Source organism: Paraburkholderia sediminicola, from assembly GCF_046026675.1.
Classification (GTDB): domain Bacteria; phylum Pseudomonadota; class Gammaproteobacteria; order Burkholderiales; family Burkholderiaceae; genus Paraburkholderia; species Paraburkholderia sediminicola_F.
The window spans coordinates 3,195,056-3,209,743 of record NZ_JAQQEY010000002.1; the positions used below are offsets into that span (position 1 = coordinate 3,195,056).

Genomic DNA, 14,688 nt, shown 5'->3' on the forward strand with positions numbered 1-14,688 from the left:
TCGTTCTGAATGTTGCTTACACACGCAGGTGTTCGAAGATCGATCCTACCGCTGCTTCATCTTTCGCGTTGCCATGCTCGAGGATTTCGCCTTGCTTGAGTACCGCGTAGCGGTCGGCAACCTTCAGCGCAAAGGGAACATTCTGCTCTACCAGCAGCAGCGTCGTGCCGTGCTGGCTGCGTTCCCATAGCAATGCGTCGGCGAGACGGTCGATCACGGACGGTTGCAACCCTTCGGTAATCTCGTCGAGCAGAATGAGCGAAGGACGCATCATGAGCGCACGCGCTACCAGCAGCATCTTCTGTTCGCCGCCGGAAAGCGTGCCCGCCAACTGCTTCAGGCGACTTGCGAATACCGGGAACACGGGCTCGATCGCGGCAAAGCGTTCGTCGAACGCTGACGCCTTCTCGAGCCCAAGACGCAGATTGTCACGAATAGTGAGGTCCTGAAACAATGCATGCTCCTGAGGTGCGTAAGCAATGCCCTCTCGCGCGATCTGGTGAGGCGCCATGCGCGTGATGTCTTGCCCGCGTGCACGGATGGCGCCGGCTTTCTTCGGCAGATAGCCCATGATTGTCTTCAGCACCGTCGTCTTGCCCATGCCGTTCTTGCCGAGCAGCGCGACGGCCTCGCCGTCGGCAACGGTCATCGACAGCTTGCGCAGCACGACAGAAGCCTTGTATCCGCTCGTCACGTCCTGCAACTCCAGCGCAATCTGGCTCATGACGCCTCCCGTTGTCCGACGTTTTCGCCGGCTGCGGCGCTTTGCGCAGTCCCGGCATAAATCGTTCTGACCAGCTCAGAGTTGACGACTTCGTCGAAGTTGCCTTGCATCACGATGCGCCCCTGATGCAGGACCACGATGCGTGTGGCAATCCCGGCCACGAAGTCGAGGTCGTGTTCCACCAGCAGACAACAAAGCCGATACTGGTGAGCCAACGCGGCGAGCACATTGCCGATTTGCGTGCGCTCCGTTTTGGTCAACCCTGCCGTGGGTTCGTCGAGCAGTACGATACGCGGCTCCAGTGCGAGCACCATCGCCAGTTCCAACGCCTGCTGTTGCCCATGCGAAAGATCCTTCGCCACGGCGCCCAGCCTCTGATCGAGATGAGTGGTACGCAGCACCTCCAGCGCATAGGGCGGCAGCGCAAGCGTCGTGGAGCGTCGCAGGAGCGATGGCCGTTCGATGATGGTGCCCGCGATTCTCAGGCACTCCGCAACAGTAAGCGTCTCGAAGATATTCGCGTTCTGGAACTTGCGCCCCAAGCCGAAATGCACGCAGCGGTCCGGCGGCAATTGCCGGACATCGTTGCCACACAGCGTGACCGTGCCGGCAGAACGTTCGGCGCCGTCGCTCATGCAGCGCATAAGCGTCGTTTTACCGGCACCGTTCGGACCGATCAGGCCAACCAGTTCACCGCCATCGGCGTTCAGATCGATGCCTTGCAGCACTTTCAGACTGCCGTAATGTTTGGCGACGCCGGTCATCTGCAGCGCGGGCACTGACAGCTCCCGTTGATGAATTGCGCCGACGTCGCGCTCAACCAGCTCCGGTTCGGCGCCGTGACCCGCCAGATGGCGCAATGGCTTGAGCAATAGCGGCACCAAACCTTGCGGCAACAGCACGATCACGGCGACGAACGCGGCGCCCAGAATCAGTTGCCACGCGAATGGCATGCTGCCGCTGAGATAGGCGGTTCCGACATTGATCAGAAGCGCGCCGATCACCGGCCCCCACAACGTTCCCCGACCGCCGAGCGCGACCCAGATAATCAGTTGGGTGCCGAGGACAAACCCGGCCAGCTCAGGCGCGACCACGCCGCTAAACGATCCGTAGCCGAATCCGGCGAGGCCGGCGATGGCCGCGGTTGCAACCAGCAAGACGATCTTGACGAGCGACGTATTGATGCCGAGATACGCACAGCGTGATTCGTTGTCGCGGATAGCAGCCAGCACGCGGCCGCCGTCGCTCCGCACGAATAGCCACGCGATCGATGCAACAGCCAGCAGCGCCGCACCGGCGAGCCAGTACCAGGCCTGCAGCGAAAGATCGAAGGTCTCGTAGCCGGTGAGTCCCGAACTCGAGCCGGTCCACGCGCCGCCGGAGAGCAGCACCTGACTGAGAACGATCGGCAATACGAGCGACATCACCGTCGCGAAGAACGGCGACGCGCCGCGATAGAACGACAGCCAGCCGAGCAATGCGGCCACGGCCGCGGTCACCGCGATAGCCGCCCCCAGTGCCAGCACCACGTAACCCGCTGAAAAACCGCCGTGCGTAAAGACGAGGCCCGCGGCATAGGCGCCCAGACCGAAGAACGCCGATTGCCCGAACGTCAGATACCCGGTGTACCCCCACAGAATATCCACGGTCACGGCCACGATCGAGAAGAAGAAGGCCTGAATGAGGACGTTGAGCAGATACGAGCCGAAGACAAGCGGACCCGCGGCCAGCAGCACGACAGCCAGGCCGCCGGCCACGAGCAGACCGCGTCGGTGAATCGTTCGCCCGTTGCGTGCCCGCTTATCGCCTTGCGCAGCTTGATCACCGGCTCGATGGGGCGACGCGTCGACTTTAGCCATGAGAGAACCCCTTCGGACGAATGCGCAGCGTGAGCGCCGCCAGCACGGCGATGGTCAATCCGCCCAGCACCGGACTGACGAACGTGCTGACCAGCACCTGGCAAGCGCCGAATACGAGGCACGTCACCAGCAGACTGAGCATCGAATGTCCTGAAACCATGACCAGCATGAACGCGCTCACCAGCCACGGCAGTCCCATGTCGGGGTCGACGCTCGATAGCGGCGTGATGAGCGTGCCGGCGAGCGAACCGAGCGCTGCGCCCAGACTGAAGGTGATGAAACGAATGCGGCCGGAATGAATGCCGAGCCCTCGCGCCAGATCCTCGTTCATGATCACCGCGCGCGTCTTGATGCCGAAGCGCGTTCCCGTGAGAAGCGCGGTCATGAGAATGCACAGGCCGAGTGCAATCGGAATCAGCAGCAAACGATAGGCCGAGTAATCGGTCCCACCGATGGTGACGGCTCCTTTGAGCGGCGTCTCCACGAACTGCGCCTCGCGGCCGAAGGCCATCACGATGAGCTGGCCAATCACGATTCCGAGACCCCAGGTAGCAAGGATCGCGTCGAGCGGACGCTTGTAGAGCGGGCGCACGATCACCTGCTCGACGAGCATGCCCACGACGGTACCCACCACGACCGCGAGCGGCAGCCCGAGCCACGGACTCAGCTTGAGTTGCGTCACGACGAAACTCGCGTATGCGCCTATTGTCAGCAGCGCACCGTGGGCGAAATTGACGATTTTCATCACGCCGAAAATCACCATTAACCCGGCGGTCACGATAAACAGCACCGCCGCGGTTGTGAAAATATCGAGTGCCAGAACCATTGTCTTCTCCAGTCGCATCCGCCTGCGCGTCGCCTGTGGGTCGTCTGCGAATGTGCCTCAGGCGGATGCTGTATTTCCAGTTACGTCTACTTGATATTCGGGCACTGCGCGCCCGGATCCACGTTCGGGAAGGTCTGCAAGATCCTGATAGAACCGTCTGCCTCTATCTGACCAAGGCGCATGGCGAGAGGCGTGTGCCGGCTCCTGTTCATGGCCACCGGTCCGCGTGGTCCATCGAACGACACCTGACTCAGCGCCTTGATCACCTTGTCAGCATCGGTTGAGCCCGCTTTTTCGACCGCGGCCTTGTACAGGAAGAAGGCTTCATACTGCGGCTCGGACAACTCGTTCGGCGTCTTTAGATCCTTGCCGAATTTCTTGTCCATGGCCGCGAGAAATTTCTTGTTGCCCGGCGTATCGATGCCCGTCAGGTAGGAGCCCGACATATACATGCCCGTGGCAACGTCGCCCATACTCTTCGCCGTGCCTTCGTCGATCGCCAGGTTGCCATAAGGCAGCGTCATGCCAGAACCCTTCAACTGTTTGGCAAGCGACACGTTAGGCGCGCCGCCGGCCGTCGCGCTGATCAACGCATCAGGATGGGCCGAGCGGATCTTGGAAAGAATCGGTGTCCAGTCGGTGCCGTCGATAGGCAAGTACTCCTCGCCGACTACCTTGCCGCCGTGCTCCTCGATGTATTTTCTGGTGAATCCAAGCATACCGCGGCCAAAAACGTAGTCGTTGCCGACCAGATAGAAGGTCTTGGCGCCCTTGCTCTTCGCGAAGTAATCGACCACCGGCGCGACCTGCTGCTCAGGCACCCAGCCGTTGACATACATCCACGGACTGCACGAACGGCCCTCATAAAACGACGTGTACACGAACGGCTTCTTGCCGCGCGCCACAATCGGCAGCGCCGCGTTACGCGCGGCGCTCGTTTCCATGGAGATGATCGCGTCGACGTTCTTCTGGAACACGAGCGTGTCATACGCTTTCTGCGCGCCGACTGCACCGGATGCGTCGTCGGTGATGTCAAGCTGCACCTGGCGGCCCATGATCCCGCCTGCTGCGTTGATTTCGTCGACAGCGAGTTGCGACGACTGCACGACGGCCGGCGCGACCACACTATTGGCGCCAGAGAGCCCCACCGCTACGCCGATCCTGATCGGATCTGCGGCGAGCGCACTCATGGAGGTGCAGGCCGCGACGAGCGCCGCGGCGGCGCCAAGGATTTGTCTATTGAACGGAGTCATGGATTTTTTCCTCACAGTGGTCGAATGAAATTCTTGTGTTTCGTACGGGCGTGCCATCGGATGCCTCATGCGCGTGAAGACGGCCAGCCGGTGCCCAGCATCGGGTCGTACACGTCCGCGCGCCGATCGCGCAGCACGTGATTGAAGGCGTTCAGCGTGCGTTCCGAACGGGTGCGCGTCAGATCGATTGCGGCGTAAAGGATTTCTTCGCGATCGACACTGGCCGGCCCCGCGACCGGCCATCCGTTGCCGCCCACAATCAGGCTCTGGCCGACGAACGGTTGACCACGCTCCATGCCGATGCGGTTTGCACATGCGATCACCACGCCGTTGCTGTGCGCGGCCGCCATGGTGAGCGTCGTGGCCATGGCGGGGCGATCGTCCGGTTGCGCCGGCATCGGCACCCAGTTGGTCGGCACGCAAACGATGTCGGCACCTTGCATCGCGGCAAGCCGGTATGTTTCGGGAAACCAGCCGTCGTAGCAGATGGCGATGGCGATTCGTCCCAGCGGCGTGTCGAACACCGGAACGCCACGATCGCCCGGTTCGAAGAAGCGATGTTCGTTGTTCCAGAGATGCAGCTTGCGATAGACGCCGACGTGACCCGCCGGGCCAGAAAGGATCGCTGAGTTGTAGAGTTGCTTGCCCGCCCGCTCGGCAATACCCATCACGACATGGACGCCAAGGCGCTGCGCCGTTTCAGCAAGCAATTGCGCGGTTTCCCCTTCCGGCAGCGGTTCGGCCAGCGCGAACGCCTCGTCGCGATCGTTGAACACGTAGCCACTATTGGCCAACTCCGGCAACACCACCAGAGACGCACCGTGATTCGCAGCGGCTTCGATGTGCCGGATGCATTGCGCCACGTTGTCGTGCTTCCTGCCGACATGAGGTTCCATCTGAACGCATGCGACCACCAGGTCTTCGACGCCACGTTCCGCGGGGTTGTACTGCAACGTCATCATTTGTTCTCCCAAAAGCAAAAAGCCCCCGAACCAGCGTTGGACGCAAGTTCGGGGGCTGCATAGCCTTTCATATGTAGCACGGCATCGTTGCCGTGGAGCCGCCGGAAACAATGGCGGCTCAGTCGAAGCGAATTTATGAAGCCAAATTCAGGATGTCAAGAGGTTTGGCTACGTCCAGGGTAATTCCTTGGGGACGTGTCTCGGGTCAGTTCAAAACCTAAATCGTACGGCTGCCACTGAACAATGCGGCGGACATCGACACACGTGCTGTTGAAGATGGCGTGACGGGATGGTCGCTGGTCAAACAATCAGACCACCACGCGATCCTTGTCATGGAACTGCTGCATCCAGTACGGATAAGGCAAGTGCGGCTGCGAAACCTGATTCAGACGTTCGGTCTGCGCTGCGCTCAACGCAATGTGCTCAGCATCGAGGTTAGCCGTCAGTTGGTCGGTCGTGCGCGCACCTATGATGACGGAACAGACTTCACGGCGCGCCAGAATCCAGGCCAATGCCACCTGAGCCGGCGACGCGTTCAATTCCGTAGCGACGTCGCGCAATACGTGCACAACAGGATCCGCCTTCGCGGGATCGATCGGCGGAAAATTGAGCGCGGTTCGACGCCCGGTTTCGCCGCTGCTTCCCTGCGTGTACTTACCGCTCAGGTGCCCGCCCGCGAGCGGACTCCACACCAGTAGCGCAACATCATTCGCCTTTGCCACGGGCGCGATTTCATACTCGACGTCGCGGCTCGTCAGCGCATAGTGAACCTGATTGCTGACAATGCGGGCCCCATGCGTACAGTTGGTAATTCCCTGCGCACGCTCCAGATCGCCCGCGCTGAAATTGCACACGCCGATGTGCCTCACCTTCCCCTGCGTGACAAGATCGTCCAGCGCGCGAAGTGTTTCTTCGAGCGGCACGAGCGCGTCACGGTCGTGCAACTGAAAGAGGTCGATATGATCCCGGCCGATACGCCTAAGGCTCATTTCCACCGAGCGCATGATGTGCGAGCGGCCGAGTCCGACGTCGTTGTGGCCGGCTCCTGTGCGCAACCGAACTTTGGTCGCGACCAGCATGCGCGATTCGTCGAGCCCGAGGTCAGCCAATACCTGACCGACGACCGTTTCAGAATGTCCTTGCGAGTAGGCGTCAGCCGTATCGATCAGGTTGATGCCGCGCTCGACGGCCATCGTGACGAGCCGCGTGGCCTGGGCGAGGTCGAGGCCGGCAATTTCGCCCCAGATTCCGGTACCGGCACCAAAGGTCATGGCGCCAAGACAAAGACGGGAAATACGCAGGCCTGACCTGCCGGGTGTGCTGTATTCCATAGCGAATCCCTTGATATGAATCCCTTGATGAACGATGAACGGAAAGCACCCGGCGACGCGGCATCCTGCACACATCACCGGGTGTATCCGCGTTAGCCCGCCTGCCCGCTCGCCTGCAAAACGAGGCCTCGCAGAACGGCGTCCAGTTCCACCTCGCCCTTGACGATGTCCGCTTCATCGCTTTCGAAGGCGATGAACCCTTCATTGAACCCGTCCAGCATGCGCATGCGCGGCAACGGGTCCGTCGTCCCCTGGGACCGGAACAGCTCGCCCCATGTTTCGCGCAACACCACCTCAGCACGAACCGGACGACCGAGCACCTGGGCAAATGCCGCGGCCAGATCGTTCGGGCTCACACGTTGCGGCCCCTCCAGCTCGACAACACGCACGCCGCGCCAGGTTTGTTGAAGCAGTTGCGCGGCGACGCGCCCCACGTCCGCGGTCGCGACCATCGGCACCGCCTTGTCGAGCGGTTGCAGAAAGCTGGGGATCACCCCTATTTCGCGGGCCGGCGCCACGTCCCACGCGGCGTTTTCCATGAACCATCCGGGACGCAGGAATGTCACCGGCATCGGCAAATCCTGAAGCGCCTGCTCCATCAGCGTACGTTGCGTGAGCAGATTGATCTCGGTGGCTTGCGCGCCGATCGTCGACAGGCAGACCACCTTGCCAGGCGCCCCGGACTGAAGCGCCCCGCGCACAGCGTCAATGACCGCACGTGCCTCGGGAAAGCCCGGCGACGGATCGAAATCGGACGGCGGCAGGATGAAGACGCCTTGCGTGCCCTCGAAAGCGGCGGCGAGCGATGTTTCGTCGTCCATGTCGGCTGTCACCACTTCACACCCGCGCTCGGCCCACGAACGTGCCCGAGCCGCATCGCGTACAACCGCGCGAACCGGCTGGCCTGCGGCGAGCAACGTGCGCGCCACCGCACCGCCGACCTTTCCTGTTATCCCTGTGATTGCATACATTGCAGTTTCTCCTTGCGTAAATAGAGGTATCCCGAGCGCCGATCAGCGATGTGCGTAAAGCGATTTGAACGGTGCCTCCTCGCCGGCCGCCTCAACGGAGACGCGGTTGCCCGAATCGGACGAACCGCTGCGCACACCGCCCAGGCCGCTGGCGACGTTCGACTCAGCGCCCTTCTGCGAGGCCACGGCTGCTTCGGCTGCCTGAATGTCGGTGGGGTAATGCGGATCGTTGGCGCGGCTGGGCTGGTAGCCCACGCTTTCCAGTTGAACGAGCTCTGCGCGCACCTGCGCACGCGTGACGGTCGAGGATTCCTGGGCGTATCCAGCGACAGGGAAGGCGATGGCGGCGGCGATAGCAACTGCGAGATAACGGGTATTCATGGCAATGCTCCTTTGGATCGTTGCGGTCGAAACGGACCGTTGGGATGCATTGTGGGTAAACGCGATGAGAAACTAAATGACATGAATAGCACTTGTGAAGTGACTGATAGTTACTAATGCGTCATAGTGCGATTTTTGAAGCACTGTGCGGGGAGCGCCAATGAGATCGTCCAGCGAGAATCTCTCTAGCGGTATCAGCGTATTTGCGGCCGTCGTCGATGCGGGGACGTTCGCAGCCGCATCCGAAGCGATGGGTATGTCGCCACCCGGAGTTAGCCGGGCAATCGCCCGGCTCGAAAAGCGGCTGAAAATACGGCTCTTCAATCGGACGACCCGCGCCGTTTCCCTCACTGAAGAGGGCCGACGGTTCTACGAGCAGGTCATGCCGCACTTAAGGGGAATGGAGGAAGCGGCGGCGGCCGCTTCAGGCGGCACCGCGACAGTACGCGGGAAGCTGCGAATCAATCTTGACCCCGCTTTTTTGCGAATCGTTCTGGGCCCGAAGCTCGACGAATTCATGGATGCGCATCCTGAACTTGAACTCGAGTTCATTGCGAGAGATCAGCTTGGCGACCTCATCGTGGACGGCTTCGATCTGGCTTTGCGATTTGGCGAACCTCGCTCATCCAGTCTGATTGCGCGAAAGCTTCTGGACACCGCTGTTGTCACCGTCGCAGCACCCTCGTACCTCGCTCGCCGGGGACGGCCAGCGGAGCCTCAAGAGCTAGGTCGCGGAGCGCACCGGTGCCTCGAATTCCGGAACCCGGAAACCGGAAAGCCGTATCCGTGGGAGTTTCATCGCAAGCGCAAAAAGCTGGTTGTCGAAACCAATGGACGACTTACGGTGAACGATCCAAGCGCACTCCTCAACGCGTGCCTGGCCGGCTCCGGCATCGCGCAGATGCTTCTGATCGGAGCGGAACCTCTGATTCGGGAGGGAAGGCTCGTCAACCTGTTTCCGGACTGGCCGGATGAGCGCTTCCCAATCTATGCGTACCATCCATCGCGGCACCACACGCCGGCCAAGACAAGGGTGTTTCTCGACTTCATCGTCGCTCTGGCGAGTGCGAGTTAGCCAATGGCCGCAGAGGGTCCTGCACGTGTCGCTTCAAACCCGCCAGGCCGGCCCCTCAGGAAAGTCATATTCATCGAGCGACGTCGCAAGCATTTCAATGCTATAGCCGGCACGTTGCGGCGGCATATACCGGCCGTTTCGAATCACGACAGGATCAACAAAATGCTCATGCAAATGATCCACGTATTCGAGCACCCGGTTTTCCAGCGACGCCGACACGCAAATATAGTCGAACAGCGAAATGTGCTGGACGTACTCGCACAAGCCCACACCACCCGCATGCGGACACACGGGCACACCGAATTTCGCCGCCATCAACAAGACGATGATCACCTCGTTCAGACCACCGAGGCGGCAGCTATCAACCTGACAGAAGTCGATTGCCTGCGCCTGCAGCAACTGCTTGAACATCACCCGGTTATGACAGTGCTCGCCCGTCGCGACACCAATGGGCCGAATCCGCTGGCGGATAGCCGCGTGGCCGAGAATGTCGTCAGGACTCGTGGGTTCCTCGATCCACCAGGGATCGAATTCCGCCAGGCGCCGCATGTTCGCGACCGCTTCGTCGACGTCCCACACCTGATTTGCGTCCATCATCAGCTTCAGGTTTTCGCCGATTTCTTCGCGCAGGATGCGGGCCCGGCGCATATCTTCTTCAATATTGCCGCCCACCTTCTGCTTGAAGTGCGTCCAGCCCTGCGCGACGCCTTCACGCGCGAGCCGGCGAATCTTGTCGTCGTCGTAACCGAGCCAGCCAGCCGACGTCGTGTAGGCCGGATAGCCGTGCGCCAGCATGTCCTTTTCGCGCTCACCTCTTGTCTTTGCATGACGGTGCAGCATGGCGATGGCTTCCTGCGGCGTGATCGCATCGGTCACATAACGGAAGTCGAGGCATCGCACGAGTTCTTCGGGGCTCATGTCGACGAGCAGTTTCCACACCGGCTTGCCTTCCGCTTTGGCCCACAGGTCCCAGGCCGCGTTCACGACCGCCGCCGTCGCCAGATGAATGGCGCCCTTGTCCGGACCGATCCAGCGCAACTGGCTGTCCGACGTCAGCGCGCGCCAGAAGGCGCCCATGTTCGCTGCGATATCCTCGAGCGTTCTACCGACGACCAGCGGGGCAAGCGCCTTTACCGCACTCACGCAGATCTCATTGCCGCGGCCGATGGTGAAGGTTAGGCCGTGACCTGTGAGTCCCGTCGGCGAATCGGTTTCGAGCGTCACATAGGTGGCGGAGTAATCCGGTGCGGCGTTCATCGCATCGGAGCCGTCGAGTGAACGCGAGGTCGGGAACCGAATGTCCCGGACGGACAGCCTGGTGATCGTGGGCATCTGAACCCCTCCTTTGCGACAGCTATCGTCTTCTGCTTATAAGCAAAGAGGCCGTGCGTGCACGCCTCACCTCTTTGCAGCCACCTTCGCTCAAGGCGGACGCGAGCCAAGGCGAGAAAAGAAAAGGGAGCGTCGCGCCCCCTCCTCTCTCTTCGCCTCAAGCGGCGCCGGTCAATCGTAGAGCACAGCGGCGATCTTCGGATCGCTCATATTGCTCTTGTCGTACCAGTAGAAGCCCGTGTCGACTTTCTTGGGAAGCTTCTCGCCCTTCAACGCCTTCACCGCGGAGTCGACGACGCATTTGCCGATACCGACCGGGTTCTGCGTAATGGCGCCGGCCATCAAGCCCGAATTGATGTCGTCCTTCTGCTCCTTGCCGGAGTCATAGCCAATCAGAACGAGCTTCTTGCCTGATTCCTTGACGCCGATCGCGGCACCTTCCGCCGATCCTTCATTCGCCCCGAAAATGCCCTTGAGATTGGGGTTGGCCTGGATCATCGTCTTGGCGATTTCCGCCGACTTCAAGTGATCGCCGCCGCCATACTGGACTGAGACGATCTTGATGTTTGGGTGCTTCGCTTTCATCTCGTTCAGGAAGCCATCGCGACGATCGATGCCGGTGCGGCTGGTCTGGTCATGCACCACCAGACCGACCTCCCCGGCATTGCCGATCGCCTCGGCCATCTTGTCGGCGGCGAGCGCGGCCGCGGCAATATTGTCGGTCGCACACGTCGTCAACGGAATGTCACTGTCGACGCCCGAGTCGAAGGCGATCACGGGTATTTTGGCGGCCTGCGCCCGCTTCAGCAGTGGAATGGCTGCCTTGCTATCGAGCGCGGCGATACCGAGCGCCTGGGGCTTCTTGGCGAGCGCCGCCGAGAGCATGTCGATCTGCTTATCGACCATGGCCTCGGTTTCCGGACCCTCGAAGGTGATCCTGACGTTGTGCTCCTTGGCCGACTGTTCCGCGCCGGATTTGACCGCTTGCCAGAACTGGTGCTGGAAGCCCTTCGAGATGAGCGGGATGTAGGTGTCTTGCGCGTACGTCACACTCGTCCCGCCAATGAGCGCGCCAACGCCGACCACGACACCGATTAGTCTTCTTTTCAACATGGGGTTCTCCTCCTAAGTTGGCCATCAACCTTCAGCCGTGCGGGGAGCCTTGGGCGCTCCCTTTTCTTGATCCTGTTTCGCGTAGCGTCCACCTTCGTCAGCTTTTCTTGCGCCGCAAAATATCGGCATAAACCGCGAGAATGATGATGAGGCCGGTCACCACGATCTGCCATTCCTGTGCGACGGACATGATGCGCAGGCCGTTGGTCAGCACGCTCATGATGAACGCACCGATGATCGTTCCCAGAATCGTGCCCGAACCGCCACTGAGCGAGGTCCCGCCAATGACCACGGCGGCGATCGCTTCAAGTTCGTAACCTTGGCCCAGCGCCGGCTGGGCAGAATTGAGGCGCGAGGCGATCAGCAACCCGGCGATGCCGCAAATTGCCCCGGCCAGGCCGTAAATGGCGATCTTCCACCGGTCGACATTCACGCCGGAAAGTCGCACGGCTTCTTCGTTGCTGCCGAGCGCAAACGTGTACCGGCCGAGCGCCGTGCGATTGAGCGTGATCGAACTCACTACAGCAAGGAAAAACAGGATCAGGACCGCGTTCGGAACCGGCAGGCTCGGCAGGAAAGAACCGATCAGCGAATCCTGAGAGATCATGTAGAAGTTTTCGGTGTCCGTGAAATAGATCGGCTTATCAGCCGAGACGACGAGCGACAGGCCTTTCAGCAGCAGCATCATGCCTAAGGTGGCAATGAACGGCGGTATTTTCATTTTCGCCGTGAGGGTGCCCGAAATGGTCCCGCAGATTGCGCCCGTTCCAATCGCAGCCACGACGCCGATCCACATCGGCAAATGCCAATAGGTCAGAAACACGCCACAAATGACCGCCGTGAAGGTCATCAAGGTGCCGACGGACAAATCGATGCCGCCGGTGATGATGACGAACGTGCAGGCAATCGCCAGCACGCCGTTGACGGCCGTCGCCTGCAGAATTCCGAGCATGTTGTCCATCTGCATGAACGCAGGGGACGCGAAGCTGAAAAAGACCAGCAGCAGGATCAGGCTCCCGAAGGCGAGCAGCTTTTGCAGAGCAGTCGGCGTGAAGACGCGGGCTCTGAGGCCGGACAACCGTCCCTCGGTAGCGAGCGTCGAAGTATCCGATGGCTGTGTCATAAACTGGATCTCTCCTCTTCGGGCTCACGCCGCTTTTAAGGTTTCGCGCTGCGTCGCCAGTTGCATGATGCGCTCCTGCGTCGCCTCCGTGGCTGAAAGTTCGCCGGTAATGCGGCCCTCGCACATCACGACGATGCGGTCGCTCATGCGCAAGATCTCCGGCAGTTCCGACGAGATCATTACGATCGCCTTGCCTTCTCCGGCAAGCGAGCGCAGGAGTTTGTAAATTTCGCTCTTGGCGCCGACGTCGATGCCGCGCGTCGGCTCGTCGAAGAAAAGCACGTCGCAGTCGCGCTCGAGCCATTTCGCAACGACGATTTTCTGCTGATTGCCGCCCGAGAGAAGCCGCACCTCCTGCGTCGCGGAGGGCGTACGAATGGCGAGCAGATTGATGAAATGGGTGGCTGTCCGGCGAATCTCGGCGCGCCGCAAGAAAAAGTTGAGCGAGAGGAATTTGCGCAGGTTGGACATAACGATGTTCGACTCGACGTTCATGCCGGTCGCAAGACCGAAGCGCTTGCGGTCTTCCGAGAGATAACCGATGCCGCGCGCCACTGCATCGCTCGGATTCCTGATCGTCGCCTTCACGCCTTTCACGATAATTTCGCCCGATTCGATCGGATCGGCGCCGAACACCGCTCGCGCGACCTCGGTGCGGCCGGCGCCCATCAAGCCGGCAAAGCCCAATATCTCGCCTTTGCGCAGCGTAAAACTGACGTCTCTGACAAGCGGGCCGGCATTCAGTTTGTTGACTTCGAGTGCGACCTCACCTGTACCTGTCACGTTCTCAGAAGGCCCGACGTCGGTCAAGGTGCGCCCGACCATCATGCCGATGATCGCGTCGACGCTGGTGTCTTTCGCGGTGACGGTAGCCACATATTCCCCGTCACGCAACACGGTGACGCGGTCGGCAATCTGCTTCAGCTCGTCCATCTTGTGGGAGATATAGACGATACCCACGCCCCGGCTCTTCAGCTCGCGGATGATGCGGAAGAGCTCGGCGATCTCGGCGTCGTTGAGCGCCGAGGTCGGCTCGTCCATGATCAGCACGCGCGAGTCGAAGGACAACGCCTTGGCGATTTCGACCATCTGCTGCTTCGCGACCGTGAGCGTGCTGACCACCGCGCGCGGGTCGATATTCACATGCATGCGGGCAAGAATGTCGCGCGCCTGCGCATTGAGCTTGTCTTCGTCGAGGAACAGACCGAGGCGCCCACGCGGCTCGCGGCCGATGAACATGTTCTGGGCGACGGTCAGGTGATTCATCAGCTGGAGTTCCTGATGAATGATGCCGATGCCCAGGGCCTGCGCCTCGCGCGGACTCGTGAACTCGACCGGCTGACCGTCATAGAGGATGTCGCCCGTATCCCGGGTGTAGACGCCGGCGAGGATTTTCATCAGCGTCGACTTGCCGGCGCCGTTCTCGCCCATCAGCGCGTGGACTTCACCCGCCATGAGTTCGAACTGGACTTCGTGAAGCGCCCGCACGCCGGGAAAGCGCTTGTTGAGCCTTGTGACGGAAATGAGCGGGGTCATGGCGCGGATTGATCGACAATTCCGCGACCGCCGCTGGCCTCAATTCGGGGAGCGGGTCGAGAAAGCGCGGGAAGCCGCTGCGCCGGGCGTTGCCGGGTATCGCGGCTGAAATCGTAACGAGAAGCCAGACGCATGCCTGGTGCCCCAAAACCGATGTGCCACGATTTTACGCTGTTGGACAGCAGCGGCTCAATTAGGCATT

General features: G+C 61.0%; 13 protein-coding genes. 1 reads left to right on the top strand and 12 read right to left on the bottom strand.

Features of this window, described 5'->3' with window-relative positions:
* Positions 1-16: 16 nt before the first annotated feature.
* The 8 genes from PQQ86_RS34000 to PQQ86_RS34035 form a co-directional block, all read right to left on the bottom strand.
* Entirely contained in the window at positions 17-724 is a 708-nt protein-coding gene (locus PQQ86_RS34000) for a branched-chain amino acid ABC transporter ATP-binding protein (protein ID WP_200658110.1), read from the bottom strand.
* Positions 721-2,583 (bottom strand): ABC transporter permease subunit, encoded by a 1,863-nt coding sequence (locus PQQ86_RS34005; RefSeq protein ID WP_408277268.1) that lies wholly within the window; start codon positions 2,581-2,583, stop codon positions 721-723. Before PQQ86_RS34005 ends, PQQ86_RS34000 begins: the two co-directional genes overlap by 4 nt.
* Positions 2,576-3,409 carry a branched-chain amino acid ABC transporter permease gene (locus PQQ86_RS34010; protein ID WP_097394188.1) on the bottom strand — a complete coding sequence of 278 codons (834 nt, stop codon included), beginning with the start codon at positions 3,407-3,409 and terminating at the stop codon, positions 2,576-2,578. Before PQQ86_RS34010 ends, PQQ86_RS34005 begins: the two co-directional genes overlap by 8 nt.
* An 86-nt stretch (positions 3,410-3,495) precedes the next feature.
* On the bottom strand, positions 3,496-4,662 hold the full coding sequence (locus tag PQQ86_RS34015) for a substrate-binding protein (protein WP_408277272.1): 1,167 nt from the start codon (positions 4,660-4,662) through the stop codon (positions 3,496-3,498).
* 65 nt (positions 4,663-4,727) lie between these two features.
* Complete coding sequence (locus PQQ86_RS34020) at positions 4,728-5,624, bottom strand: nitrilase family protein (RefSeq protein WP_408277275.1); 897 nt, start codon at positions 5,622-5,624, stop codon at positions 4,728-4,730.
* A gap of 308 nt (positions 5,625-5,932) precedes the next feature.
* Complete coding sequence (locus tag PQQ86_RS34025; protein WP_408277277.1) at positions 5,933-6,955, bottom strand: aldo/keto reductase; 1,023 nt, start codon at positions 6,953-6,955, stop codon at positions 5,933-5,935.
* 92 nt (positions 6,956-7,047) lie between these two features.
* Positions 7,048-7,926 carry an NmrA family NAD(P)-binding protein gene (locus PQQ86_RS34030; protein WP_408277280.1) on the bottom strand — a complete coding sequence of 293 codons (879 nt, stop codon included), beginning with the start codon at positions 7,924-7,926 and terminating at the stop codon, positions 7,048-7,050.
* A 42-nt stretch (positions 7,927-7,968) separates the two neighbouring features.
* Positions 7,969-8,307 (bottom strand): DUF4148 domain-containing protein, encoded by a 339-nt coding sequence (locus PQQ86_RS34035; protein ID WP_408277283.1) that lies wholly within the window; start codon positions 8,305-8,307, stop codon positions 7,969-7,971.
* A 160-nt stretch (positions 8,308-8,467) separates the two neighbouring features.
* Here PQQ86_RS34035 and PQQ86_RS34040 point away from each other — a divergent pair, with 160 nt between their 5' ends.
* Positions 8,468-9,382, top strand: a complete 915-nt coding sequence (locus PQQ86_RS34040) for a LysR family transcriptional regulator (protein WP_408277286.1) — start codon at positions 8,468-8,470, stop codon at positions 9,380-9,382.
* 33 nt (positions 9,383-9,415) lie between these two features.
* Here PQQ86_RS34040 and PQQ86_RS34045 read toward each other — a convergent pair whose 3' ends face one another.
* The 4 genes from PQQ86_RS34045 to PQQ86_RS34060 form a co-directional block, all read right to left on the bottom strand.
* Positions 9,416-10,714: an L-fuconate dehydratase gene (locus PQQ86_RS34045; RefSeq protein ID WP_408277289.1), complete on the bottom strand. Its 1,299-nt coding sequence runs from the start codon at positions 10,712-10,714 to the stop codon at positions 9,416-9,418.
* 171 nt (positions 10,715-10,885) lie between these two features.
* Positions 10,886-11,827 carry an ABC transporter substrate-binding protein gene (locus PQQ86_RS34050; protein WP_408196849.1) on the bottom strand — a complete coding sequence of 314 codons (942 nt, stop codon included), beginning with the start codon at positions 11,825-11,827 and terminating at the stop codon, positions 10,886-10,888.
* A 97-nt stretch (positions 11,828-11,924) separates the two neighbouring features.
* Positions 11,925-12,950, bottom strand: a complete 1,026-nt coding sequence (locus PQQ86_RS34055; protein ID WP_408277292.1) for an ABC transporter permease — start codon at positions 12,948-12,950, stop codon at positions 11,925-11,927.
* A gap of 24 nt (positions 12,951-12,974) precedes the next feature.
* Positions 12,975-14,486: a sugar ABC transporter ATP-binding protein gene (locus PQQ86_RS34060; RefSeq protein WP_408277295.1), complete on the bottom strand. Its 1,512-nt coding sequence runs from the start codon at positions 14,484-14,486 to the stop codon at positions 12,975-12,977.
* Positions 14,487-14,688: the final 202 nt, after the last annotated feature.